The sequence below is a fragment of the Ochrobactrum sp. C6C9 genome (assembly GCF_022627935.1).
Taxonomy (GTDB): domain Bacteria; phylum Pseudomonadota; class Alphaproteobacteria; order Rhizobiales; family Rhizobiaceae; genus Brucella; species Brucella teleogrylli.
The window spans coordinates 112,586-137,606 of record NZ_JABXGB010000011.1; the positions used below are offsets into that span (position 1 = coordinate 112,586).

Consider the following 25,021-nt stretch of genomic DNA (forward strand, 5'->3'; position numbering starts at 1 on the left):
CAAGTATCCGCGTTTTGAACAGCCCCGGCCAAACACCGGGGCTTTTTATCTTTACTAGCAATCAAAATCAACCTATACTTTCCCTAGTTGCTCCATATACGACAATCCCAAATAGTATAATAGCGCGTGCAGTACCAGTAGTTATCTCCTGCAGTGATACGGCAAACTTTCTTACATTCATCTTCCGTATCAAAACCACCTATATACCGCTTATTTACTTGCCTCGCATCGCGAGCCAGGTGAATATGTGTCATTGCAGGCGGGTTATGAAGGCTGGTCCGGATGTTGGCGTAAGCACCGGAGTTCGGAAAAAAAGCAGCGCCGAATACGATAAATAAAAAATACTTATGCATAATGATCTCCCTTTCAATGAGATCAATTTTAGCTTCTTGTCCCGATGACTACATGTCCAACTCCGTGTCACCAAATCGGAGCTATCAAGAGGCCCCGGTGCTGCCGGAGCCTCTTTTTTGATCAATCTTCGTCGGTGGCCATCTGCTTCAAAAGATCGCCCTTGCCGCGCTGGCGCATGATCATCGGCACGACGACAGCGGCAATTGCGAGCGCGATCAGCGCGACCGACACCCAGGAATGGACGAGCGCCATCGGGTTGCCCTGACTGATCTGCAACGCCTGACGCAAGCTCTTTTCCGCCATCGGCCCAAGGATCAGACCAACGACCACTGGCGCAATCGGATAGGAAAAGCGCCGCAGCACATAGCCGAGCAGGCCGAATGCCAGGAGCAGGCCAAGTTCGAAGGAAACCGGCAGTCCAAGCAGCATCGACGTGGACGCATTGGCGCCAATCGTGCCAAGCGTCGCAAACACCAGAATGCCTGCATAAAGCCAATGGCGCGGGATGGTGAGCATCTTCACCCACAGGCCGATCAGCGGCAGGTTCAAAACCAGCAGCATCAGATTGGCGACGAGCAAGCTCGCAACCAGTCCCCAGACCAGCGAAGCATTGGTCACGAACAGAAGCGGTCCCGGCTGCAAGCCGAACTGTTGGAAACCAGCCAGCATGATCGCGGCTGTTGCAGTGGTCGGCAGACCAAGCGTCAGAAGTGGCACGAGCGTTCCGGCAGCCGAAGCGTTGTTGGCAGCTTCTGGCCCGGCAACACCTTCGATTGCGCCCTTGCCGAATTCTTCCGGATGTTTGGAGAACTGGCGTTCCGCCGAATAGGACAGGAAGCTTGATACGTCGGCACCGCCCGCAGGCATGGCCCCAATCGGGAAGCCGATGGCCGTGCCCCGCAGCCATGGCATCCAAGAGCGCTTCCAGTCGTTTTTGGTCATCCAGACCGAGCCTTTGACGGCAATGACTTCATCGTCGGGGCCGAGCTTCTTCGACACCACCGCGAGCGTTTCACCGATAGCAAACAGCGCCACGGCAAGCGTCGTGACATTGATGCCGTCGAGCAGGTTCGGCGTGCCCATCACAAGGCGCGCCTGTCCGGTCAGCTGATCGATACCGATCAGGCCAAGCGCAAGTCCGATGAACAGCGATGTGAGGCCGCGAAGGGTGGAATCGCCGAAAGCCGCCGAGACTGTCATGAAGGCGAGCAACATCAGCGCGAAATATTCTGACGGGCCGAAGGATAGCGCGAATTTCACCACGAACGGCGCGACGAAGGCGAGCGCAAGCGTGGCGATAAGACCCGCAATGAATGAGCCGATGGCAGCCGTGGCCAGTGCTGGCCCGCCGCGCCCGGCCCTTGCCATTTTGTTGCCTTCCAGCGCGGTGACGATGGAGGCGCTTTCACCCGGCGTATTGAGAAGGATTGACGTGGTCGAGCCGCCATACATGCCGCCATAATAAATACCGGCAAACATGATAAGCGAGCCGGACGGGTCCAGCTTGTAGGTAACCGGCAGCAGAAGCGCGACCGTCAGCGCCGGGCCGATGCCCGGCAAAACGCCGACTGCCGTGCCGAGCGTCACGCCGATCAGAGCATAGAGGAGGTTCGATGGCTCCAACGCCACCAGCAGTCCGTTGGCGAGAAGTGCTACAGTATCCATAATGTGCCCTCGCCGTTAGACGAAACGTTCAAGCCAGCCGGATGGCAGCGACAGCTGAAGACCACGCGCGAAGATGAACCAGATCACGAAGGCAAAGATGATGCCTGCCGGAACGCTGATCCAGAACTTGCGATAGCCAAAGCCGCGTGCGGTTGCCGCGAACAGCAATCCGGTGGCCAGCGAAAACCCGGCTGTCTTCATCGTCAGCATCTGGATAGCCAGACCGCCGATGATCCACGCCATGGGGGCAATTTCCTGATGCTCTCTTTCGGGAAAATCACCGCGAAGCGCTTCGATAACTGTCCATATGGCAAGGCCGAACAATCCTGCAGCAACGACATACGGAACGGTTTTCGGGCCGACCGGCGAGTAACTCGTCACCTCGTTGCCATAGGCCGTGGACCAGGCAATGGCGATCGAAACGGCAGCCAGAATGAAAGCGATGACAAGAGCGGCGATATCCGGCGCCGCCCTGTCAGGGCGACGCTCATCGTGCTGTTGAGACCCTGTCATTTGACGAGGCCGATTTCCTTGAGGATTGTCTCAGTCGCCGCGACATCCTTGGCGAGCTGTTCCTTGAATGCCGGACCGGCGAGATAGGTATCGGCCCAACCCTTATCCTTCAGCGCCTTCTGCCAGGATTCCGATTTCACGAGCTTTTCGACATCGGCGTTGATCGCGGCTTCCTGTTCAGCCGTGATGCCCGGAGCGGCAGCAACCATGCGCCAGTTCTGGATGGAGACGTCCACGCCGCCTTCCTTGAAGGTGGGCGCATCAATGCCTTCCACACGCTGATCGCTGGAAATGCCGATGATGCGCAGCGTACCGGCCTTGATCTGCGAGTCGAATTCGCCGTAACCGGAAATACCGACCGTCACCTGATTGCCGAGAATAGCGGCAAGAGCTTCACCGCCGCCCGAAAACGCGATGTAGTTCACCTTGGTCGGATCGACGCCAGCCGCCTTTGCAAAAAGGCCAGCCGTGATGTGATCGGTGCCGCCTGCCGAACCGCCACCCCAGGATACGGAACCAGGATCGGCCTTCAGCTTGGCGACGAGATCGCCGAGATTTTGGATATCGGATGCGGCGGGAACAACAATGGCTTCATATTCGCCTGTCAGGCGCGCAATAGGCGTGACCTGATCCAGCGTTACCGGCGATTTGTTGGTCAGGATTGCGCCGACCATCACATAACCGCCAACAATCAGCTGGCTGGCGTCGCCCTTGTTCTGATTGACGAACTGCGCCAGACCGATAGTGCCACCTGCACCCGGTACGTTGATAACCTGTACGCTGCTGGAGATCTTTTCGTCCTGAAGCACACTCTGCATCGTGCGTGCCGTCTGGTCCCAGCCGCCGCCCGGAGCAGCCGGCGCGAGCAGCTTGTAATCTTCCGCCGACGCCGAACCGGCTCCCATCATTGCCAAAGCAGCGACCGACGTTACGGCCAGAATAAACCTACGCATATGTCCTCCCAAATCAGACGCAAAGCCGCCTTGCGGCGGACCTCCCCATAGCCCGCTTCCTCTAGCGGGCACAAACTACATGGAGACTACAAAAAATAATTTCAATAGACCATAGCCCCGCAATATTTGCTTTGTGCAGAACATGCCGAGACTCGCTCCTCGTCAAGCGTAGCGATACATTGACTTCGGAACACCCGATTCTTCTTGTAATCTTTGCTCTCCCCCACATTTTTGCCAGCCAAATGCTGGCAATGGCAAGGAAATAGCCAATGGCCGCTGCTGAAACCGCAACCCACGCCGCCGAAGCCGCCCATCATGGCGGTTTCGATCTTATCCCCATCGTCGTGCTTTTGGGCGCAGCCGTCATTGCAGTGCCTTTGTTCAAACGACTCGGTCTCGGCTCGGTGCTCGGCTATCTCGCAGCCGGGCTGATCATCGGGCCGTTCGGTCTTGGACTATTTTCCGATCCGCAGGCGATCCTGCATGTTGCCGAACTCGGCGTGGTGATGTTCCTGTTCATCATCGGTCTGGAGATGCAGCCCTCGCGCCTGTGGTCTATGCGCGGTGAAATCTTCGGTCTCGGTCTGGCACAGGTGGCACTCTGTATCGGTCTTCTCACTATCGTCGGCCTTACGCTTGGCTATCCGGTTGCGCAAAGCTTCGTCGCAGGCACCGGTTTCGTGCTGACGTCGACTGCCATCGTGATGCAAATGCTGGAAGAACGGCGGGCCATGGGTCTGCCGAAAGGTCGCCGCATCGTTGCAATTCTGCTGCTCGAAGACCTCGCCATCGTGCCGCTTCTGGCGCTCGTTGCCTTTCTGGCGCCGGGCGGCGAAGAAACGACGCTCGCCGACCGTCTGACCGGCATTGCCATCGGGCTTGCCTCCATCGTCGGCCTGATCCTGGCAGGGCGCTATCTGCTCGACCCGTTATTCCGCATTCTCGGCAAAGCCAAAGCCCGCGAGGTGATGACGGCGGCAGCACTTTTCGTCGTGCTGGGTGCAGCGCTTGCCATGCAACTCGGCGGGCTATCGATGGCGATGGGCGCATTTCTTGCTGGCGTACTGCTGTCGGAATCCACCTTCCGCCACCAGCTTGAAGCCGATGTCGAACCATTTCGCGGTGTGCTGCTCGGCCTGTTCTTTCTCGGCGTTGGCATGTCGCTCGACCTTGCGGTGATTGCGGCCAGCTGGCAGTTGATCATCGTTGCGGTCATCGCCTATATGCTCATGAAAATGTACGGTATCTATGCGGTTGCCCGCTTGTTTCGCGCCAGCAACCGTGAAGCCGTCGAACGGGCCGTTCTGATGGCGCAGGGCGGTGAGTTCGCCTTCGTCCTTTATGCTGCCGCCACGGCGGTCAACATCATCGATGCCGAGGCCAATGCGATTCTGACGGCGACGATCATTGTCTCCATGGCGCTCACGCCGATCATGATCATCCTGCATGACCGGCTGATGCCAAAACCCGTGCCTTCCATGGAAGATGTCGAGACGGCGGACAATCTGTCCGCCAGCGTCCTCCTGATCGGCTTTGGCCGTTTCGGGCAGATCGTCAGCCAGCCGCTCCTTGGAAACAGCTGTTCGATTTCCATTATTGAAACCAACACCGATGCCATCCGCAACGCGAAGGACTTCGGCTTCAAGGTCTATTTCGGCGACGGCTCGCGCCTCGACATACTGCATGCTGCGGGCGCACATCATGCGCGACTGATCGTCATCAGCGTTGACGACCGCGAAGCCAGCCTGAAAATCGCGGAACTGGTGAAGGCGGAATTTCCGCTTGTTCCGGTATTGGCAAGATCCCTCGACCGCGAACATGCCATCGAACTGATCAATGCGGGTGTCGAATATCAAATCCGCGAGACCTTTGAATCGGCGCTGGCTCTTGGCGAAAAAGCGCTGGAAATGCTGGACGTCGATGAAGAGGAGCGCGCGCGTGTCATGGAAGATGTTCGCCGCCGCGACAGTGATCGCCTCACAATCGAATTGACCGAAGGCATTTATGCCGGGCGCGATCTCATCCACGGCAACGCGCCGATCAAGGACAAGAAGGGCGGAACGGATAGCGCAAGATAGGACAAGGCGTTTATCGACATAGCTGAGCCTGTGGTAAAATTGGGTTGATCTGGCCTACCAAACGGCGCGGCTCTTCCTAGTTTATAGGTGGTACAATGTTATCATTCGTCCAACCAAGGAGAAGCCGCATGACGAAATCTCTGTCCTGGCATGCACCGAAGTTCATCGAAGTTAGCTGCGGCATGGAAATCAATCGCTATGCACCGGCAGACGGTGACGAACCAATCCTGTTCTGAACTGTCTCCCCAGACGCGGGAACAGTTTCATGACGGAGTTCCGCGCAATCGTGATTGGGGCCGCCGCTGGCGGCGGTCTCCCTCAGTGGAATTGTGGTTGTGAAAACTGCCGTCTGGCGCGATTGGGCCTGCCGGATGGAATTATGCCGCAAACCCAGTCCTCGCTGGCCGTCACATCGGATGGCGACAGCTGGGCGCTGCTCAACGCATCGCCCGACCTGCGACAGCAACTGATCAACACACCCGCCTTGCATCCGCGAGCGTTGCGTGACAGTCCGATCAAGACCGTGCTCCTGACCAATGGCGATATAGATCACATCGCCGGTCTTTTGACGCTGCGGGAAAAGCAGCCGTTCCGGCTGGTGATGACTGCTGCCATTCGCGATATTCTCGCTGCAAATCCGATTTTCAATGCGCTCGATCCGGCTTTCGTAACGCAGGAAATCGTGGCGCTGAATGAGCCCTTCATGCTGGTGCCCGGCATCGAGGCGCGATTGTTTTCCGTGCCCGGAAAAGTGCCGCTCTTCATGGAAAGCGAAAACCCGGACACGGCACTTGAGGGCGAGCAGACGGTTGGGGTCGAACTCATCACGGTCAGGCACCGGATTTATTACATTCCGGGTTGTGCGCTGCTGCGCGACGATCTCAAGGCTCGGATCAGCGGCGCCGAAATTCTTTATTTCGACGGCACGCTTTTCACCGATGACGAGATGATCAAATCCGGCACCGGCATCAAGACCGGTCAACGCATGGGGCATATGTCCATCTCGGGCAACGAGGGCAGCCTGAAAGCGCTCGCCAAGGTGGCCGTGCGACGCAAGATATATGTCCATATCAATAATACGAACCCGGTCTGGCGTGATGGCCCCGAACGGAAGCTGGTCGAGGATAACGGGTTCGAAATCGCCTTTGACGGCAAGGAGATCGCTTTATGAAAGACGCTGCCGACAAGGACACATTCCACGCCCGACTTCTGGCCATCGGTCACGAGCGTTATCACGACAAGCATCCGTTCCACATCCGGCTGCATGGCGGCGAATGCACCATCACGGAAGTGCGCGCCTGGGTAATCAATCGCTATTGCTATCAAAGCAGCATTCCCATGAAGGATGCAGCGTTCCTTTCACGCTGCGAGGATGTCGATATGCGCCGCGCCTGGCGCTCGCGGATCGAAGACCACGACGGCGGCATCCATGAAGGCGGCGGCATCCGGCGCTGGCTCAAGCTGGCCGAAGCCGTTGGCCTTGATCCCAACTATGTGGCGTCCGGCAAGGGCATTCTGGCGGCAACCCGCTTTGCGGTGGGTGCTTATGTCCACTATGTCCGTGACAAGCCGCTGCTGGATGCGGTCGCATCGTCGCTGACAGAACTCTTCGCACCGAAGATCCATAAAGACCGCATTGCGGGTCTGTTGAAGCATTATGCCTTTGCCGATGAAGACGCGCTGTCCTATTTCCGCCAGCGGCTCAATGAAGCGCCGGTCGATGTCGAATATGGTCTTGCCTATGTGCTGGAACATGCCGACACTTTGGAAAAGCAGGATGCTGTGGCCGCTGCCCTGACCTTCAAAACGGATGTGCTGTGGGCGCAGCTTGATGCGCTTTATGCGGCCTATGTGGCCCCCGGCATGATCCCGCCTGGCGCGTGGGATGGCAGGCAAGGCGTGAATGCCGCATGGGACAAGGCTCTGGCAGAAAAGAGGGTTTCCGCATGAGCGAGACAGGCAGCGTCGCCATCAAACCGGCCGATATCGTAACGCTTGCGCGTGGTGTGAGACTGCGCGTCGATGAGGTGCGCGGACAAACCGTGCTTCTGGCGCCAGAGCGCGCCATGGCGCTCGACGATATTGCGATCCTGATCGTCAATGCGCTTGATGGTGTGCGCAGCATCGATGCGATTTGCGATGCTTTTGCATTGGAATTCAATGCGCCACGCGAACAGGTCGGCAGCGATGTGCTGGCCTTCGTTCAGGAACTGGCCAACCGCCGCATGATCGAGGTTCAGACATGAATCTGGCAATTCAGGAAGCAAAGCTGAAACGGCTGGCACCGCCGCCGATAGCTTTGCTTGCCGAATTGACGCATCGCTGCCCCCTTGCCTGCCCCTATTGTTCCAACCCGCTGGAACTGATTGGCGTAAAGCAGGAGCTTTCGACTGAAGAGTGGATAGAGGTCTTTCGTCAGGCCGCCAAAATGGGCGTTTTGCACCTGCACCTTTCCGGTGGAGAACCGGCTACGCGGCGCGATCTTCTTGAGTTGACTGGGGCCGCAGTCAAGCTTGGGCTTTACACGAACCTCATCACCTCGGGCATCGGTCTCACGCAAGCGCGTGTGGACGCACTCGGGCAAGCTGGTCTCGACCATGTGCAACTTTCCATACAAGGCACCGACGCCGCATCGGCTGACCGTATCGGCGGATATAAAGGCGGGTTCGAACGCAAGATGGCCGTCGCGAACTGGGTCACGACGGCGGGCATTCCGCTGACCGTCAATGCCGTCTGCCACAAGCAGAACATGGACCAGCTCGACGCGATGCTGGAGCTTGCGCTAACGCTTGGCGCGCGCCGCATCGAAATTGCAACCGTGCAATTTCACGGCTGGGCGGAGAAAAACAAGGCGGCGCTTTTGCCGACACGCGATCAGGTCGCCAAAGCCAACCAGACCGTCGCTGAAGCGCGCAAGCGTCTCGAAGGCCGACTTGTGATCGACTATGTTCCGGCTGATTATTATTCGTCCTATCCGAAAGCCTGCATGGGCGGTTGGGGCCGGGTTGGCCTCAATGTTACGCCCGACGGGCGCGTGCTGCCGTGCCATGCCGCAGAAACAATCCCGTCGCTTCGCTTCGACAATGTTCGCGATAAGGGACTGGCCGATATCTGGTTTGATGGCGAGGCCTTTAATGCCTATCGCGGCGATGACTGGATGCCCGACCTCTGCCGCAGTTGCGAGCGCAAGGAGATAGACTTCGGCGGCTGCCGCTGTCAGGCGATGGCGCTGGCTGGTGATGCAAGCGCGACCGATCCGGTCTGTGTACGCTCACCGCTGCGCGATACGGTGACGGCCATGGCGCAGGAAAACGCCGCTGCTCCCATCCCGGATAGCTTTATCTATCGCAAGTTCTGACTGCGGAGCGACACACCCACGCTCGTCAGAACCGATTGATCTCAGCTGATTTTGCGCTAACAATCCGTCATCCTTTCCTTTGATGAAATGCTCCCCTTATGGCCGACACCACCACACCCGTTTTCGTCTCCGTTCGCCCTTTTCAACCAACTGATCTGGAAGGCGTATTTTCCGTTATCCTGCCGATCCAGCGGGACGAATATGGCATCGCCATAACCGCCGAGGACCAGCCCGACCTCAATTCCATCGACAGCTTTTATCGGTTAGGCAGCGGGGAGTTCTGGGTTGCGGAACACGATGGGCATGTCGTAGGAACAATCGCGCTCAAGGATATCGGCAACAACGAAGCCGCTCTGCGGAAAATGTTCGTCGCCGCTGCCTATCGGGGTTCCGGGATTGGGACTGCCAGCAAGTTGTTGTCTGCCCTGCTCGCTCATGCCCGGGAAAAAGGCATTCGCCGCATTTATCTTGGAACAACGGATAAGTTTCTCGGCGCACACCGTTTTTATGAAAAGAATGGTTTTACCGTGGTGGAACGGTCTGCCCTGCCAGAGAGTTTTCCTGTCATGGCGGTGGACTCCAAGTTTTATGTAATCGCGCTGTAGGTGCGGTTTCAAAAATTAATCGCCAATAGTGCACGTAAAGTATTCCCGGCAAAAAACTGCAATAGTTCTGTGTGGCATAATGCGCGACAACACTAAGATGGAGCACGCAAAAACACCAATTCAACTGGAATCGTTCTGCAAGCTGCTTTGACACGACGATGCCATGAGGAAGGGAATACAGCCATGGTCAACAATCCGACGACCAATCGTGCTGAAGCGCAGAAGACCGAGCCTCGCACGGCAACAAGGGTGCCCAGAACGCGCGGTCCCAGCCCAGAGAAGACGGCGCGCACCCGCAGGCAGATCATTCGCTCTGCGATGCGTGAGTTTCTGGACAAGGGCTATGCCAATGCGACCATGGCCGGTATCGCCGAACGCGCCAGCCTCGCCAAAGGCACGGCCTACCGCTATTTCGACACCAAGGAAGATCTCTTTGCTGGCATCGTCCGCGATATCGTGACCAACCCGCTCGGTGAGATTGAAAACTTCCCGATCAGGGCGGACGAGCGGGTTTCCGATTATTGCAAACGCACCATGATCCCGGTGATGCGGACCATCGAGGACAAGGGGCGCGCGACTGTGGCGCGGCTTGTGCTCGCCGAAGGACATGCCTTTCCCTATCTCACGGAAGTTTATCGCACCGAGGTCTACGAGCCTTTTCTGGATCGGATACGCTGGCTGATCGACGTGGCTGAAGAACGCGGAGAGCTGAAGGGCACCATCCTGAAAACCTATCCGCATCTGCTGACCGCGCCCGTGTGGATGAGCATCGTCCATAACGGCCTTCTCGGACAGGATAGCCTGATCGACAGCGCAACCATGTTCGAAGCGCAGGTCGACCTTCTGTTCAAGTGACAGACCGAAACGCATTACGAAAAATTAATCCCGATATATCTTGTTTTTCGATATATCGGGATTTATCTTGTGGTCATGACAAACACAAGCAATGGCGATCCGGATCGCCCAAATCATCCGGAACAAGAAGAAACCCGCCATCGTCACGGTCGCCATGGCGATCATCGCGGCGGTCACCGGGGTGGTCCCTTCGGTGGGCATGGCCGTCATCGCGGGGAACATTCCTATGGCGAACATGACGACCATCGGGGCGAACGACGTGGTGGCCGAGGCGGTCACCGTCGTGAGCGGATTTTCGATTATGGCGACCTGCGCCTGCTGGTCCTTACCATGATCGCCGAACGTCCCCGTCATGGATATGAGCTGATCAAGGATATTTCCGAACGGCTGCAAGGCGTTTACACGCCAAGCCCAGGCGTGATCTATCCGACGCTCTCATGGCTGGACGACATGGGCTACACCGTCACCGAACCCGGCGTTTCAGGCAAGAAGCTCAATCGCATCACGGCAGAGGGTGAGGCCTTTCTGGTCGCAAACCGTGCCGCAGCCGATGCGCTTTTGAGCAGAATAAGCAGTTTTGCCGAAAACAACGGCGAGATGCCGCACACCGTCATTCACGCGCTGAAAAGTCTGAAGATGACGGTTCGCCAAAGGCTGCATCGTGGACCGATGGATGCCGCAAGCGCTGAAGCCATCGTCACCGCACTCAACGAAGCTGCCCGCATTGTGGAGGAAAGCTGATGGACACGTCGAATACGGTTGTGGATTCTGAAGCGTCCATCGCGACCGCCCATGCCAGCCGCTATTTGCAGCAATTGGCCAAGCATTTTGCGCATAAGCTGCCGGTCACTTTCGATCCGGCAGCGGGGCAGATCAGCTTCTCCATCGGCGACTGCCGGTTACGGGCCGATGATGCATTTCTGCATATCGCCCTCACCTCGCCCGATCAGCCTTCGCTGACACAGTTGCAGGATGTGGTCGTGCGGCATCTGGTGCGCTTTGCTTTCCGTGAAGAGCTTGTCGTCAACTGGCGCCGGCTTGAACAAGACACCGCAGGCTAAAACCTGCGAGCCGACGCCCGCCTTCCGGCGGCCGCAACCTGTTTAGTTCCAACCGCGATCCCAGTCAGGCTCACCGCGAAAACTCTCCGCTAGATAGTCGACGAGGGTGCGTACCTTGATCGCCAGATGGCGCGCAGGCGGATAGACTGCATGGATGCCAAGCGGCGCGCTTTCAAACTCGCCAAGGAGCCGCTGCACCCGCCCCTCACGGATGGACGGCCCGGCAATGAATGTTGGGACGTGGGCTATGCCCAATCCGGCAAGGGCCGCATCGAGACAGGCTTCGCCATTGGAAAAATGCAACCGGCCTGCAACATTGACCGCCTCACCCTCGCCGCCTTGTGAGAAAGCGAAACGCCAGACATAAGGATCGCGGAAATTCGTATCAATGATGCATCTATGCTGCGTCAGTTCCTGTGGATGAACCGGCGTTCCATGTTCGGCAAGGTAGGAGGGTGCGGCCACCAGAACCACCCGCGCATCGCACAGTTTGCGGGCAATCAGGCTGCTGTCGAGCGGCTTTCCGATCCGAACCCCGATATCGAAACCTTCATCGACCAGACTGACAACCCGATCAGAAAAGCTCACATCAATCTGGATATCTGGAAAAGATTGCGCGAATTGCAGCAATACGGGCGTCAGCCGCAAGGTGCCGAATGACAAGGGAGCCGTCAGCCGGATGCGTCCAGTCGGAGCGCCCGATGCATTGCGCACCGCGGCTTCCAGCGCGTCAAAGTCCTGCAACAGGCCTTTCATGCGCTCATAATAGGCGTACCCCACCTCGGTCGGCGACAAGGCGCGCGTGGTGCGCTTGATAAGCTGGACACCCAGATCGGCTTCCAGCCGTGACACGAGTTTGGACGCCTGACCGCTGCTCGTTCCAAGCCGTTGCGCCGCCGCAGAAAAACTGCCCGTATCCAGCACCGCAACGAACATCCGTTCGCAGTCAAGCCGATCCATCGATTGCTTCCATTTCAGCTATTTTCTTCCGCTTAAGAACAGGAAAATAGCTGAATATGGAAATTATCCAAGCTTCAAAGCAGACCGCAGAAAGGCTGCAGCCATGACGGCTCCGTCGGCTGATATCGTATGGCTGACACCGGGAAAGATGTGGCAGGTGGAATTCACGCCAATCTCGCCAAGGCGCGCATTCGCGCTTTCGGATTCGCTTGCCGGAATAACCGGATCGGCGCTGCCGTGCACAAGCATGGCCTGCGTCGCAAGCGTCGGCGTAAACGGTTCTGGCGAAGCCAGCCTGCCAGAAAAGGCAACCACAGCGGCAATGGGCCAGCGACCCGAAACCAGAGCGTCAAGCGACATGATCGCTCCTTGCGAAAAACCGACCAGTGCCACGCGGTCGAGTTTGTCGGCGAAGCCGTGTTCGGAAATGATCCTTGTCAGTGTTTCATCAAAAGGCGCACGCGCCTCAACAATCCGCTGCGGACGGTTGGCCGGGGTGACGCCGCTGACGCTGAACCACTGATGGCCCGAGCCCCCCTGATCGAAGGCAAAAGGCGCATCAGGCGCTGCAAATACGGTGCCGGGCAAGCTATCGGCCCAGAACGTGCCAAGCGAAGCGAGGTCCGCGCCGCGACTGCCGACACCGTGAAGGAAAATTACCAAAGAACGCATTTGTCTGTCATTCGCTTTCAAATTTGGACGGGAGCCAGTCCCGGAAGATCAGGGCCAAGCGGCACGATGCCGGTGGGGTTCAGCGCCTTGATGGAATAATAACCGCGCTTGATATGGTCGATGTTGGCCGTTTCCCGAATGCCGCGAATATCCAAAATGCGCGTCAGCCAGGCGCTGAGCGCCGCATAATCAACCAGCCGACGCAGATTGCACTTGAACAGGCCATGATAGGCCGCATCGAAGCGCACCAGAGTAACGAAGAGGCGGATATCCGTTTCGGTGAACTGTTCCCCGAACAGGAACGGCCCCTTGGCCGAAAGCCTTGCCTCCAGTTCATCAAGCGTGCGGAACACGTCGCGGAAGGCTTCGTCATAGGCGATCTGCGTGGTGGCGAAGCCCGCCCGATAGACGCCGTTGTTCAGGCTCGGATAGATGTGTTCGTTGAGCGCATCGATTTCGCCGCGCAACGGCTCGGGATAAAGGTCGATATCGTTATTGGCGAGATCGCCAAAACCGGTGTTGAACATACGCACGATGTCGGCGGATTCGTTGTTGACGATGGTTTTGGTCTTTTTGTCCCAAAGTACCGGCACGGTGGCGCGTCCCGTATAGTGGGGATCGGCTTTGGTATAGAGCTCATGCATATAGGTTGCGCCATTGAGGCTGTCGCGGTTGGACCCCGGATAGTCACCGAAACGCCAGCCCTGATCCGTCAGCGCAGGCTCTACCACCGAGATCGAAATGAGCTTGTCCAGCCCTTTTAGCTTGCGCGCGATCAGCGTGCGCGAGGCCCATGGGCAGATATAGGCGACATAGAGATGATAGCGGTCGGCTTCCGCCTTGAAACCCGCCTCGCCGGTCGGTCCCGCGCTGCCATCCGGTGTGACCCAGTTGCGGAAACCGGAAATCTGGCGCACGAAGCCGCCCTTCTCATCCTTGGCCTGAACCGGCTGCCAGTCTTCAGTCCATTTTCCGTCTACCAGCATGGCGTCTGTCCTTGATGTTCGCATGAAGTACGAGACGCCGGATAGATGCCTCGTTTCAAACCATTGATTATTGAACCGGATATTGTCAGAGAAAACACCCGCTGATTAGCCGGGTGAAACGAAGCTAATTCCTTCCATTTTGGAAGAAATAATCAGGCTACAATCTGCAATTCCGTACAGATACGGTTACGTCCCAGATCCTTGGCGCGATAAAGCGCGGCATCCGCGCGACGGAAAACCGTCTCAAACCCGGTATCCGCCGCGGTCAGAAAAGCGATACCGGCGCTGGTGGTGGTGCTGAAAGGAGCATGCGTCGTATCGAAAGACGCCGAAGCAAAAGCCTTGCGGATTTTGTCCGCGATCGCCAGAACATTCACATTGGACGTTTGGCGCAGGATGAGCACGAATTCCTCGCCGCCTATGCGCGCAATCAGCGCATCCTGCCCGGCATAGGCACGAATGATGCCTGCGAATTCCAGCAATACGCGATCCCCGACCGTATGGCCGTGACTGTCATTGATCGACTTGAAGGCATCCAGATCGAACACGATAACGGAATCGCCGATGCGCATCACATCGATGGCCAGACTGTCGTAAAGCGCCCGCCGGTTGAGCAACCCTGTCAGGCTGTCCGTGCGCGCTTCGTTCGCATGGCGACGCGCCACACGCGACTGCGTGAAGGTCAGTGATAGCGCCCCGATCCCCGTAATGCCGATGATCGCCATGATGGCATTGAAATCTTCCGCCAGATTGCTCGGCATACTGGTCAGCGTCCATTGCCGGTCAAAGACAATGACGGAACCGCAGAGCAAAAACGATATGGCCGTCAGCAGATAAAGCACCATCATGCCAACAACGGGAACCGGAGCCTCCTCATAGACCGAGACATATTCCCTGGCGGTGATGAACAGCAGAAATGCGGCAATGAAGTTGAAGAGCGCAATGCCGATACCGGCAACGCCCAAGACAATCGGCCCCAGAACAGCGGCAATCGCTATGATCGAAAATGCGACGAGTTGCTTCCTGTTGACCGGATTGCTGGATATCTGCCTTGCGCCGACAAACAGCAAAACGAAGCCCACCGTCATGACGCTGAAAGCAATGACCAGCGACGGAACCAGCGCCAGGAGGCCGGAATAGTTGAGCACGGCGCCCGCGCCGAGCAGGATCATGCCCAGGCAACCCCAGAGCAGGAACCTGTCCATCCGGTTCTGATACCAGACACTCAAAATCGTCAGCGCCACCGCAAGCGAACACAAGCCCGCTGCGAAGAATAGCGTGTTCTGGTCTAGCTCCAAGATTAACTCCGCACCCCTGTAAAGCGCTTGCGATCCGACAGTGCCGGATCGGCGCTCTAACTATTTATTGTCGCGCACATTCTGCCCGAGACCCGTCTTTCGCGGTTTTCGGCGCGTGCTCTCGCCCATATTGAAGCGGGAGTTTAGCGACAGAATGCCAAAGAATCGATACTTACTTATTTAAGTTAAGATCAAATTCTTACTGCCACCGCGCGGCGGGCAGAAATTTTTTACTTCTTGACCCGAACCGAGCCAATAAAAATCAAGCATCCCCCGATGTTTTATCTTCAATCTTTTCAAGGGGTTTCGACTGTTTCCGAATACTCCCCCGCCACAGCGCAAATCGCATCTGGTGTTTGCGGCAAAGCGGCAATCTCGCCCAACGGCACCGGCTTTACCGGCGCGCGCAGACGATAAAAACCGATCTGTTCCGGCGTGCAATTGCGCACTTCGGCCAGAATTTCAGTCACCGTGGAACTGCAAAGACGTCCCTGACATGGCCCCATGCCGCAGCGCACCATGGTCTTGAGCTGGTTGGGACCAACGACATGCGGCGCGGCATCGCGGATTGTTCCCACGGTCACTTCTTCACAGCGACAGACGATCACACCGCGATCCGCTGGGGCGCGAAAGGCCTGCCCCGGCTGATAAAGCGCATCAATGAAACCCCGCCCCCGCCCCAACCGTCGGCCCTGCTTGCGCAGAACATCGATCTTCGGTTGCAAGCCTGCTGCTCGTTCCGGAAAAATATCCTGACAGGCGGCCAGTGCCGCAATGCGCCCGCTCACCTCAGCAAGCAGGGCACCGCCGATACCGCCGCCATCGCCCGCAACATAGATCGCCTCGACCGAGCTTCGACCGTTCTCGCTCAGTTTCGGTTGGAAGCACTTCTGCCCATCGTTCCAGACAAGCGCGCAACCGGACGCATTGGCGAGATTATTGTTCGGAATAACACCCTGATGCAGAAACACACTATCGACGGCAAGCCTGTGTTCCTTGCCATTTGCCGTAAAAACGATGGCCTCGGCCCTCTCCTCTCCAGAAATGGCGATGCTCGTAACCCCGGAAAAGACAGGCACCGATTTTCGCACTTTCAAGAGCAGCGAAAGCCCCTTCAATCCATAAGGCGAGGTGAGGAACGACAGAAAATGCGGCATGGCTTTTCGGCAGTTTTCCGCCGGTGTCGTATCGAGCAAGGCAGCGATCTTGCCACCAGCTTTCAAAAGCTGCTCTGCGAACAGGTAGAGCAGCGGCCCTGTTCCCGCCAGCACGACGCGCCCTTCTGGAATGAGCCCGGCAGCCTTCAATGCAATCTGCGCCGCACCAACGGTCATCACGCCCGGCAATGTCCAGCCTTTGACGGGCATCGGGCGTTCCATCGCTCCGGTCGCAAAGACAACGCAGCGCGCATGAACGATCCCGCTTTTGCCGCCTGCCGACACCCGCAGTTCAACGCCGGTTCCGTTCGGTTCTTCCCGCTGTTCGACGCTCCAGACAAGCGCCTGCGGCACATAGGTTGTTTCGCTTGCCAGAAAAGCTTTCAGAACATCCTTGCCGTGCCAATAGTCTTTGCCGAGAAAGGGTCGGCGCTCAGGTCTATTCTGCTCAATGCCACGATAAATCTGCCCGCCCGCTGCCGGATTTTCGTCGAACAGCACCACCTTTGCGCCGATTGCGCTCGCTTCGGCAGCAGCAGCCATGCCTGCCGCGCCTGCACCAATGATGGCGAGGTCGTACAACATATCGAGCGCGTGAATGTCGGAAATTGTCCTAAACATTATCACTCCCCTCCACAGCGCGAGCGCCACTTTGGGATGAAATGACCATTCCGTCAGACACTTGTGTCATGCAGGCCTGCCGGTTCTGCACGCCATCGATGGTAACAAGGCACTCGAAACAGACGCCCATCAGGCAATAGGCGGCGCGTGGTTGATCGCCCACGACACTGTTTCTAAGCTTGGTTATGCCCTCGCCAAGCAAGGCGGCGGCGACCGTTACATGTGCAGACACGGTCAGCGGGCGCGCATCGAAGGTAATCGACACGGTTTCGTTCGGAATGTCGGTTTTACGAAACATGGAACCTCCGCCCGGAGAATGCATCATCCGCCAGATGCTTTGCATCGGTTGCGATTTGCTGCGCAATCGTAATGGCGTGATTGGCTGCCAGCGTTACGCCGGAATGGCACATGACCACGTAAGCGCCGGGATGGCTCGCGGACTGCTCATAGATCGGCAAGCCATCCGGTGTCTTGACGCGAAACCCGGCCCAGCTTCGCACGACATTGACCTCCGCCAGATGCGGAAAGGCCCGCACAGCCCGGTTGGCGAGAACCGCGCTGATATCCTGATTGGTGGCAATCCGGTCCGTATGCGTCTCCTGACTATCGCCGATCATGACACCGCCCTCATCGGTCTGGCGCAGCGTCGCCGCCGTATAGGGAAAGAATGGCGCACATTTTTCCGTCACCAGAATCTGCCCTTTGCTGCGCACCACCGGCGTATGCAAGCCGACACCTTGAGCCAGGACGGGGTTGCCATTGCCAGCCGCAAGGACAACGCGCTCGGTGAAAACTTCGCCCCAAGTGCCACGCAGCAGAAACCCGCCGTCTTGCGGAGTAACCGAGGTCACTTCGCTGTGCGGCTGATAGGAAGCGCCGAGCTTCAACATGCCTTCATGCAAAGCATGAAACAGACGCAGTGAATTCACGTCGCCATCCATGGGGGAATAGATCGAGCCGATAACATCACGACCAATTGACGGCAGCATTTTTGCCGTTCCGCTGTGGTCGAGCACGACATGCTCCGGCGCGTCATGGCCCAGTTCACGTGCAACGGCCTCTACATCGCCCGTGTACATTTCAAGCTCTCGCTCGTCGTAGCAGAAAATGAAGGCGCCCTTCTGTTTCAAGGCGACATCGATGCCGGTTACTTCACGCAGATCATCTGCCAATGTCGGCCACAGCCGCGCCGATTGCATCGTCCAACGCGCATAATGTGGAGCGCCGACACCCTTTCCCTGCACCCAGATGAGCGCGAAATTGGCACGTGATGCGCGCAACGAAAGGTCTTCACCATCAAGAAGCAGCGGGCGTATGCCAGAGCGGAGTAGCCCCCAGGCAATGGCCGAGCCCACCAGCCCTGCTCCGACGATAACAATGTTCTGATCCGGCAATCTGCGCATTCGACTGTTCAATCGCATCATTTCATATATGCCGCGGTTCACTGAAAGGCACGATCAGGAAAACACCAGCAGGATTTCACGCAGACGTTTGACAGTGTGATACCGCGCAGTCAAATTCCAAATGGAAGCAGGCAATCATAAGTTACGCGAAACGCTCCGTACACGCAGGATCATGATAATAGCTATTGAAAATTATTACAGAAATTGCGTAGAAATTAGAAAAAATTACCACGAATGCAACCAGCGGTCCCGATAGAACGGAACCCAGGAGTACGCCTGCAACCCAGGCCCAATTCATACAATGCGAGTACCCGCCATGTCGGATCACAACCCCAACTCTCTTTCCCCAAATCGCCGTCAGTTTTTGCTTGGAGCAGGCAGCGCGCTGGCGCTTGGCGCGACCGGCAGCTTCTGGATGCCCGGTCAGGCGCGCGCGCAGGATGCCGCGCCACGCAAGGGCGGCCACCTGATCATGGGTCTCGACACGGCGTCGAGTTCAGACCGCCTCGATCCGGCCTATTATCCGGAAGCCTATATGTATTCGGTGGGTTTCCAGCTCTTCAACACCCTGCTTGAACCGACCCCGGACGGTCGCCTCTACGGTGCGCTTGTCGAAAGCTGGGAAGCGACCAAGCCCGATGCATCGCAGTGGGTTTTCAAGCTCAAGAAGGGCATCCAGTTCCATAACGGCAAAGAGCTGAAGGCCGAGGACGTCATCTATTCGCTGAACCATCATCGCGGCGAAAACAGCAATTCCGGTGGCAAAGGCTTCCTGCTCGCCGTGACGGAATTGAAGGCTACCGATCCTTACGAAGTGACGATCACGCTCGACAAGGGCAATGCCGACTTCCCGGCAGCTCTGACCGACGTGCATCTTGGTATCACGCCGCTCGATGCGGATTTCGACAAGGGTATCGGCACCGGCGCTTTCATTCTGGAAGATTTCCAGCCGGGCGTCCGGGCGCTGACTCGCCGCAACCCGAACTATTGGGCGCCGGATCGCGCCAATGTGGAATCCGTCGAAACCATCGCCATGAGCGATGCGACCGCCCGCATGGCCGCATTGCTGAGCGGGCAGGTGCATGTCGTCAATCGCGTAGACGCCCGCTCGGTAGGTCTCGTTTCGTCGCGTCCCGGCGTGCAGATCCTGAAAACGCCGGAAAACACCATGTATTGCCTGCCAATGCGGGTCGACACGGCGCCTTTCGACAATAACGATGTGCGTCTGGCGCTGAAATACGCCATCGACCGCGAAGAACTGCAGAAGAGCATTCTCGGCGGCACCGGCTCAATTGGCAACGACAATCCGATTTCGTCGTCAAACCCGTATTATTCCAAGGACATTCCGCAGCGCGCCTACGACCCGGAAAAGGCGGCCTTCCACTTCAAGAAGTCAGGCTATAGCGGAAATATTCCGCTGGTCGTTTCCGAAAACGGTTTCCCCGGCGCGGTTGATGCGGCGCAGGTCTATCAGGCAGCAGCCGCCAAGGCCGGTATCACCATCGACGTGGAACGCGTGCCGTCCGACGGCTATTGGGACGAAATCTGGCTGAAGCGCCCGTTCGTCGCCTCCAACTGGGCCGTTCGCCCGACCGCCGACGCCATGCTGTCGATGATCCTGCAATCGGATGCGCCGTGGAACGAAACCGCCTGGAAGAACGAAGCCTTCGACAAGCTGCTTGCTGAAGCCCGCGTCGAACTGGACGAGGGAAAGCGCAAGAAAATCTACCATGACATTCAGGTAATCATGGTGGATGAAGGCGGCGAGCTTATCCCGCTCTTTGCCGACAACCTTGCCGCAGCAACGGACAAGATCAAGGGCTTTACCCCGACGCCATCCGGCGGCGATATGAGCGGCTATCGTCTGGCGGAAAAAATCTGGTTCGAGGAATAATCGACCGAACACAAGAAGCGTATCTGAACAAAAGCCTCCTTGTCGGGAACGCTCGGCAAGGAGGCTTTTTTCGTTGTCGCTTACTTGCCCCGCATCTGTTCGCCTGCATTTTTGGCAAAACGCAGGTTCCAGAAGGTTGCCGTCAGCGAAATGCCGGTGACGACGAGAAACGCCGTCGAGAAATCGGAGATGACGGGCACGTCACGGGCATGCAGGTTCATGGATGCATGCAGTATCAGTGCCGCCACACAAACGCCGACCGACAGCATGAGCTGCTGGAACGTTGAATAGAAGCTGTTGGCGGAACTCATCCGCTTTGCGTCCACCCGGTCATACGCCACGGTGTTATAGGCAGTGAACTGGAACGACATGGAAAAGCCCGACATGGCCAGCACGATGAAGATCAGCCAGTGCGGCCAGTCCGGCGTGAAAAAGGCGCAGATCGCATAGCTGCATGCAGAGAATATGCCATTGACGACCAGCGACATCCGGAAGCCGAACTGCCGGATAATGCGCGGCGCGAAGGCCTTCATGGCCAGCGCACCAAGCGCAGTCGCAAGCACCATATTGCCCGCCGCCACGGCAGACAGGCCAAAGCCGATCTGAAGCATCAGCGGCAGCAGAAACGGATGCGCGCCCTGCGTGATACGAGTGATCGACCCCGCAATCATCGAGGTTCCGAAGCTTTCAATCCGCAGCAGAGAAAAATCGAGCATCGGCGCCGGATGACGGCGCGAATGGACGATTGTGGCAACCCCGAAGACAATGCCGACCACAAAGAGTTTCAGCGCCAGGTTCCCGCCTTCGTGATTGCTCGCCGTTTCCAGACTGAACAGCAGGGCACCGAGCGCAATACCGGACAGGATCAAGCCCATGAAATCGAACGGTTCACGCGTTTCGCTTTTATATTCGCCGATATAAAGCGACACGAAAATCATGCCCAGAATGCCGATGGGAACATTGATGTAGAAAATCCAGCGCCAGTCCAGATATGTCACAAACAGACCGCCAAGCGGCGGCCCGAGAATGGGGCCCATAAGGGCTGGCACCAGCATCCACGACATGGCGGCGATGAGGTCTTTGCGTTCCACGGAGCGGATCAGCACCAGACGACCGACCGGCAGCATCATCGCGCCGCCTGCGCCCTGCAACAGCCGGGCCGCGACCAGACAGGGCAGGTTCGGCGCCTGCGCGCAGAGCACGGAACCCAGAATGAAGATTGCAATCGCGAAGCGGAAAACCGTGCGCGTGCCGAAGCGGTCGGCGATCTTGCCACTGGCCGGGATGAAAATCGCAAGGCTCAGCAGATAGGAAGTCAGTGCCACGCTCATGGAAGGCGCCCCGACATTGAAATCGCGCGCCATGGTCGGCAGTGCCGTGGCCAGAATGGTCGCATCGAGCTGTTCCATCAGCATGGCGCTGGCGACGATCAGTGCGATGATGCGAAAATTGCTTTTGCCCTCCGAAGCTGCGGCTTCGGCGGTTGAATTCTGGCTCTCGAGGCTGACACTCATGGCTATTCCAGCGCTGCGGTCTCGCTCGCCGAGACAATGCCGATCAGCGAGTAAACAATGGACGACTCACACAAAACTGCGAGCAGTAAACTCAGTCCTCCACCGTTGACGGCATATATCACAGATCACGGCGAAACATAGCCGCTCAAGAGAATTTGACCTCGGATTCATTTATGGATCAGAGCGACGTCGCGCTTGTGGTGCGTTTCAGCGACAGGTTCCGCTCGCGGATCATGGAGAACAGACCAGCGCCAACAACGATGAAAGCGCCAGCAATGACGTTCCATGTCAGCATTTCGTGGAAAACCAGCGTGGCGATAAAAGCGGTTATGAGCAGCTGGAGATAGGTCAGCGGCTGCAATTCCCCCGCTTCAAGGATTTCGTAAGCCCGGATGAGGCAGCAATGGCTCGCAATGCCGCACACGCAGCACGCTTCCAGCCACAGCCAATCCTCCGGCGCGATAGGTACGATATAAAAGACACCCACGGCTGTCAGCACCACAGCGCCGCCGATCGCCGTATAGAAGAAGCTTGTCATAGTGTCGTCATCCCTGCTGACCGCACGCATTGCCACGACATAAATCGCCAAGAGACAGGAAGCCGCCACGGCGAACAGAACATTGGCATCAAAATGCGCATTGACCGGGTTGATGATCAAAAGCACACCGCCCAGACCAAGGGTGACCGCCATCCAACGCGGCCACCTGACCTTTTCGCCCAGAAACGGTACGGAAAGCATGGTGACCAGCAAAGGCGAACTTTGAAAGATCGTTTGCGCTACGGCAAGGCCTGCCCGGCTCAAGGCAAAAATCGCTGCGACAACACCAACAGCCAATATGACACCCCGGGCAATCTGGAGAAAGGGATGCTTCGTGGACGCAGCCTTCACGATGCCCCCGGACCGCATGGCCAGCAGAATGACAAAGGCCGCGAACACCCAGTAACGGACCATCGCAATGAAGATTGGCGAATAGGCCGTGCCAAGATATTTCGACAGGCCATTCTGCACCGCAAAGATGGACACGGAGGCAATCTTGAACAGGTAGCCTTGGCTTTTGGGGGTCATACGCAATACTCAAAGCCGCCCGCAACAGGTGAAAATCTGCTTAAAGGAATAGTTTTGAGTAATCCCCGCCATCACAGATTGCTACAACGAAACCCGTTATTTTTCGTCGTCGGCAGCAGAGGAATTTTAAATTCATTTTTGGTTTAGGGCGTCGTCGCGCTTGTGGTGCGTTTCAGCGACAGGCTCCGCTCGCGGAACATGGAGAACAGACCAGCGCCAACAACGATGAAAGCGCCAGCGATAACGTTCCATGTCAAGGTTTCGTGGAAAACAAGCGTGGCGATAAAAGCGCCGATGACCAGCTGGAGATAGGTCAGCGGCTGCACTTCGCCCGCTTCGAGAATGTCATAAGCGCGGATAAGGCAATAATGGCTCGAAATGCCGCAAACACAGAGCGCGGCCATCCAGAACCAGTCATGCGGCGCGATGGGTACGAGATAAAAAACGCCCACCGCCGTCAGCACCACGACACCCCCGATCCCCGTATAGAAGAAGCTGGTCATGGCGTCGTCATCCTTGCTCACCGCACGCGTTGCCACGGCATAGATCGCGAACATGAAGGTCGCAGCCACGGAAAACAGGATATTGGCATCGAAATGCGCATTGACCGGGTTGATGATCAAAAGCACGCCGCACAGGCCGATAATGATCGCCGTCCAGCGACGCCAGCCGACCTTTTCGCCCAGAAACGGCACGGAAAGCATGGTGACCAGCAGTGGCGCGCCTTGAAAGACCGACTGCGCCATGGCCATTCCGGCCCGGCTGAGGCCGAAAATGAAGGTGACGATTTCCGCCGCCAATAACACACCACGAGTAATCTGCAGAAAGGGGCGCTTCGTGGAAGCGACCTTGACGATTCCGCCAGACCGCATGGCCAGCAGAATGACGAAAATTGCGAACACCCAGTAGCGAATCATCGTGATGAAAATCGGCGAATAATGCGTGCCAAGATATTTCGATATGCCGTCCTGCGCCGCAAAAATGGTCACCGCGAGGATCGTGAAGAAGTAGCCTTGGCTCTTGGGGGTCATACGCCATACTCTAAGCCGCCCGAAACGGGTGACGGTCTGTCTTGAGGGGATAAGTCTGAGTAATCCGAACGACGGCGGATTACCACAACAAAGCCAACTATTTTTTGCCAGTCGCAACGGAAACTCGATTTCACGCAGTTTATGGTTGAGGGAGCGTCCTACGCTTACCCTTCCTCTTTGCTCGCTTTTTGCATGGCCCTGATCGCTAGCGACGGGTCGAATATTGCAGCCTGTTGCACGATGTGCGCGCCGCAGGGGGAACAGATTGTCCGCGTGCAGGTTTATCCACCGCTGCGGGGCAAGACAGAAAGTGAGACGATGCAATGAAAAAGGCTCTTATTCTTACAGCGGCAGCGTTTCTTGCGACAACCGGTCTGGCCGCCGCGCAGGATGCTGTCATCATCGAAGTGCCCCAGTCCGCACGCGATTATGTCATCGCCCATCCCGTCGATCCGGTTGTTATTCAGGACGATATCGCTCAGGGCTATGTGGTGCCGGAAGCTGTTGTCGTGCGCCCCATCCCAGACAATCCCGACTTCGGCTATATCTATGTGAATGGCGAACCGGTGATCGTTTCGATGCAGAACCGGCAGGTGGTTTATTATGACGAAGGACCAAATGCAGGACCGCCCGTGCCCGTTGTGCCGGATGATGTCGTGACCTTCATTGAAAGCCATCCAATTGAGCCCATCACCATCGAAGGCGAGGTGACGGAAGGTATGGTGATACCGGAAGATGTGCCACTGGTGGCCGTCCCGGATCAGCCGAATTATTCCTACGTCTATATCGATCAGCGCCCGGCACTCGTTGAGCCGCAGACGCGCCGCGTCATCTGGGTGAAATGAATTCCCCTCCCTCCCCGCGCTTCAGAGCGCGGGGATATGCGGCTTCAGCTGTTCTGACTTCCTCTCTGAAGCGCTCTCTTCTTCCCTCGCCAGTTTCGTGTCCACCGCCTTGCACTACGCGGAACGCAGCGT

The 25,021-nt window shown here is 57.3% G+C and carries 26 protein-coding genes; 12 read left to right on the forward strand and 14 right to left on the reverse strand.

The genetic code is table 11. The annotated features are described in order from the left end of the window. Nucleotides 1–83 precede the first annotated feature (83 nt). From HWD97_RS11140 to HWD97_RS11155, 4 genes are all read right to left on the reverse strand, one after another. Nucleotides 84–353 carry a hypothetical protein gene (locus HWD97_RS11140; protein WP_371835015.1) on the reverse strand — a complete coding sequence of 90 codons (270 nt, stop codon included), beginning with the start codon at nt 351–353 and terminating at the stop codon, nt 84–86. A 121-nt stretch (nt 354–474) separates the two neighbouring features. Next, the gene (locus tag HWD97_RS11145) at nt 475–2,019 is read right to left on the reverse strand and encodes a tripartite tricarboxylate transporter permease (RefSeq protein ID WP_121538275.1); all 1,545 of its coding nucleotides are present in this window, start codon (nt 2,017–2,019) and stop codon (nt 475–477) included. A 15-nt stretch (nt 2,020–2,034) separates the two neighbouring features. After that, entirely contained in the window at nt 2,035–2,532 is a 498-nt protein-coding gene (locus HWD97_RS11150; RefSeq protein ID WP_109367270.1) for a tripartite tricarboxylate transporter TctB family protein, read from the reverse strand. Next, on the reverse strand, nt 2,529–3,485 hold the full coding sequence (locus HWD97_RS11155; protein WP_121538273.1) for a tripartite tricarboxylate transporter substrate binding protein: 957 nt from the start codon (nt 3,483–3,485) through the stop codon (nt 2,529–2,531). The genes HWD97_RS11150 and HWD97_RS11155 overlap by 4 nt, the downstream gene beginning before the upstream one ends. Nucleotides 3,486–3,754: 269 nt before the next feature. Here HWD97_RS11155 and HWD97_RS11160 point away from each other — a divergent pair, with 269 nt between their 5' ends. The 10 genes from HWD97_RS11160 to HWD97_RS11205 all read left to right on the forward strand — a co-directional run bounded on the left by HWD97_RS11160 (nt 3,755) and on the right by HWD97_RS11205 (nt 11,442). Continuing rightward, on the forward strand, nt 3,755–5,563 hold the full coding sequence (locus HWD97_RS11160) for a monovalent cation:proton antiporter-2 (CPA2) family protein (RefSeq protein ID WP_371835016.1): 1,809 nt from the start codon (nt 3,755–3,757) through the stop codon (nt 5,561–5,563). A 140-nt stretch (nt 5,564–5,703) separates the two neighbouring features. Further along, nucleotides 5,704–5,799 (forward strand): pyrroloquinoline quinone precursor peptide PqqA, encoded by a 96-nt coding sequence (gene pqqA / locus HWD97_RS11165; protein ID WP_078337071.1) that lies wholly within the window; start codon nt 5,704–5,706, stop codon nt 5,797–5,799. A gap of 29 nt (nt 5,800–5,828) precedes the next feature. Then, nucleotides 5,829–6,734, forward strand: a complete 906-nt coding sequence (pqqB, locus tag HWD97_RS11170) for a pyrroloquinoline quinone biosynthesis protein PqqB (protein ID WP_121538271.1) — start codon at nt 5,829–5,831, stop codon at nt 6,732–6,734. After that, the gene (gene pqqC, locus HWD97_RS11175) at nt 6,731–7,513 is read left to right on the forward strand and encodes a pyrroloquinoline-quinone synthase PqqC (RefSeq protein WP_109367266.1); all 783 of its coding nucleotides are present in this window, start codon (nt 6,731–6,733) and stop codon (nt 7,511–7,513) included. Before pqqB ends, pqqC begins: the two co-directional genes overlap by 4 nt. Continuing rightward, nucleotides 7,510–7,809: a pyrroloquinoline quinone biosynthesis peptide chaperone PqqD gene (gene pqqD / locus HWD97_RS11180; RefSeq protein ID WP_109367265.1), complete on the forward strand. Its 300-nt coding sequence runs from the start codon at nt 7,510–7,512 to the stop codon at nt 7,807–7,809. The genes pqqC and pqqD overlap by 4 nt, the downstream gene beginning before the upstream one ends. Beyond that, nucleotides 7,806–8,921 (forward strand): pyrroloquinoline quinone biosynthesis protein PqqE, encoded by a 1,116-nt coding sequence (pqqE, locus tag HWD97_RS11185; RefSeq protein WP_109367264.1) that lies wholly within the window; start codon nt 7,806–7,808, stop codon nt 8,919–8,921. The genes pqqD and pqqE overlap by 4 nt, the downstream gene beginning before the upstream one ends. A 98-nt stretch (nt 8,922–9,019) precedes the next feature. Next, nucleotides 9,020–9,526 carry a GNAT family N-acetyltransferase gene (locus HWD97_RS11190; RefSeq protein ID WP_109367263.1) on the forward strand — a complete coding sequence of 169 codons (507 nt, stop codon included), beginning with the start codon at nt 9,020–9,022 and terminating at the stop codon, nt 9,524–9,526. 183 nt (nt 9,527–9,709) lie between these two features. Continuing rightward, nucleotides 9,710–10,381 (forward strand): TetR/AcrR family transcriptional regulator, encoded by a 672-nt coding sequence (locus HWD97_RS11195; RefSeq protein WP_109367262.1) that lies wholly within the window; start codon nt 9,710–9,712, stop codon nt 10,379–10,381. A gap of 75 nt (nt 10,382–10,456) precedes the next feature. Further along, nucleotides 10,457–11,122, forward strand: coding sequence for a PadR family transcriptional regulator (locus HWD97_RS11200; RefSeq protein WP_121538269.1), 666 nt, complete (start codon nt 10,457–10,459; stop codon nt 11,120–11,122). After that, nucleotides 11,122–11,442 (forward strand): DUF2218 domain-containing protein, encoded by a 321-nt coding sequence (locus HWD97_RS11205; protein WP_109367260.1) that lies wholly within the window; start codon nt 11,122–11,124, stop codon nt 11,440–11,442. The genes HWD97_RS11200 and HWD97_RS11205 overlap by 1 nt, the downstream gene beginning before the upstream one ends. A 42-nt stretch (nt 11,443–11,484) precedes the next feature. Here HWD97_RS11205 and HWD97_RS11210 read toward each other — a convergent pair whose 3' ends face one another. The 7 genes from HWD97_RS11210 to HWD97_RS11240 all read right to left on the reverse strand — a co-directional run bounded on the left by HWD97_RS11210 (nt 11,485) and on the right by HWD97_RS11240 (nt 18,539). Further along, nucleotides 11,485–12,402 carry a LysR family transcriptional regulator gene (locus HWD97_RS11210; RefSeq protein WP_371835017.1) on the reverse strand — a complete coding sequence of 306 codons (918 nt, stop codon included), beginning with the start codon at nt 12,400–12,402 and terminating at the stop codon, nt 11,485–11,487. A 63-nt stretch (nt 12,403–12,465) separates the two neighbouring features. Beyond that, nucleotides 12,466–13,095 (reverse strand): alpha/beta hydrolase, encoded by a 630-nt coding sequence (locus HWD97_RS11215; protein WP_268967059.1) that lies wholly within the window; start codon nt 13,093–13,095, stop codon nt 12,466–12,468. After that, a complete protein-coding gene (locus HWD97_RS11220) occupies nt 13,092–14,060 on the reverse strand; it encodes a glutathione S-transferase family protein (RefSeq protein WP_109367257.1) in 969 nt (322 codons plus the stop codon). Before HWD97_RS11220 ends, HWD97_RS11215 begins: the two co-directional genes overlap by 4 nt. A gap of 152 nt (nt 14,061–14,212) precedes the next feature. Beyond that, nucleotides 14,213–15,358, reverse strand: a complete 1,146-nt coding sequence (locus HWD97_RS11225; protein ID WP_109367256.1) for a diguanylate cyclase — start codon at nt 15,356–15,358, stop codon at nt 14,213–14,215. 296 nt (nt 15,359–15,654) lie between these two features. Further along, nucleotides 15,655–17,136: an NAD(P)/FAD-dependent oxidoreductase gene (locus HWD97_RS11230; RefSeq protein ID WP_371835018.1), complete on the reverse strand. Its 1,482-nt coding sequence runs from the start codon at nt 17,134–17,136 to the stop codon at nt 15,655–15,657. Beyond that, the gene (locus tag HWD97_RS11235; RefSeq protein ID WP_109367254.1) at nt 17,129–17,434 is read right to left on the reverse strand and encodes a (2Fe-2S)-binding protein; all 306 of its coding nucleotides are present in this window, start codon (nt 17,432–17,434) and stop codon (nt 17,129–17,131) included. The genes HWD97_RS11230 and HWD97_RS11235 overlap by 8 nt, the downstream gene beginning before the upstream one ends. Next, nucleotides 17,424–18,539, reverse strand: a complete 1,116-nt coding sequence (locus HWD97_RS11240; RefSeq protein ID WP_109367253.1) for an FAD-binding oxidoreductase — start codon at nt 18,537–18,539, stop codon at nt 17,424–17,426. The genes HWD97_RS11235 and HWD97_RS11240 overlap by 11 nt, the downstream gene beginning before the upstream one ends. Before the next feature lie 316 nt (nt 18,540–18,855). Between HWD97_RS11240 and HWD97_RS11245 the strand changes: the two genes are divergently transcribed. Continuing rightward, entirely contained in the window at nt 18,856–20,433 is a 1,578-nt protein-coding gene (locus HWD97_RS11245; RefSeq protein ID WP_109367252.1) for an ABC transporter substrate-binding protein, read from the forward strand. An 80-nt stretch (nt 20,434–20,513) separates the two neighbouring features. Here HWD97_RS11245 and HWD97_RS11250 read toward each other — a convergent pair whose 3' ends face one another. The 3 genes from HWD97_RS11250 to HWD97_RS11260 all read right to left on the reverse strand — a co-directional run bounded on the left by HWD97_RS11250 (nt 20,514) and on the right by HWD97_RS11260 (nt 24,044). Continuing rightward, a complete protein-coding gene (locus HWD97_RS11250) occupies nt 20,514–21,947 on the reverse strand; it encodes a DHA2 family efflux MFS transporter permease subunit (protein WP_121538263.1) in 1,434 nt (477 codons plus the stop codon). Nucleotides 21,948–22,125: 178 nt separating this feature from the next. Further along, the gene (locus tag HWD97_RS11255; protein WP_121538261.1) at nt 22,126–23,013 is read right to left on the reverse strand and encodes a DMT family transporter; all 888 of its coding nucleotides are present in this window, start codon (nt 23,011–23,013) and stop codon (nt 22,126–22,128) included. A 143-nt stretch (nt 23,014–23,156) separates the two neighbouring features. Next, entirely contained in the window at nt 23,157–24,044 is an 888-nt protein-coding gene (locus HWD97_RS11260) for a DMT family transporter (protein ID WP_171317425.1), read from the reverse strand. A gap of 323 nt (nt 24,045–24,367) precedes the next feature. On the opposite strand from HWD97_RS11260, the gene HWD97_RS11265 reads away from it, so the two are divergent. Beyond that, nucleotides 24,368–24,889: a DUF1236 domain-containing protein gene (locus HWD97_RS11265; RefSeq protein ID WP_121538257.1), complete on the forward strand. Its 522-nt coding sequence runs from the start codon at nt 24,368–24,370 to the stop codon at nt 24,887–24,889. Nucleotides 24,890–25,021 lie beyond the last annotated feature (132 nt).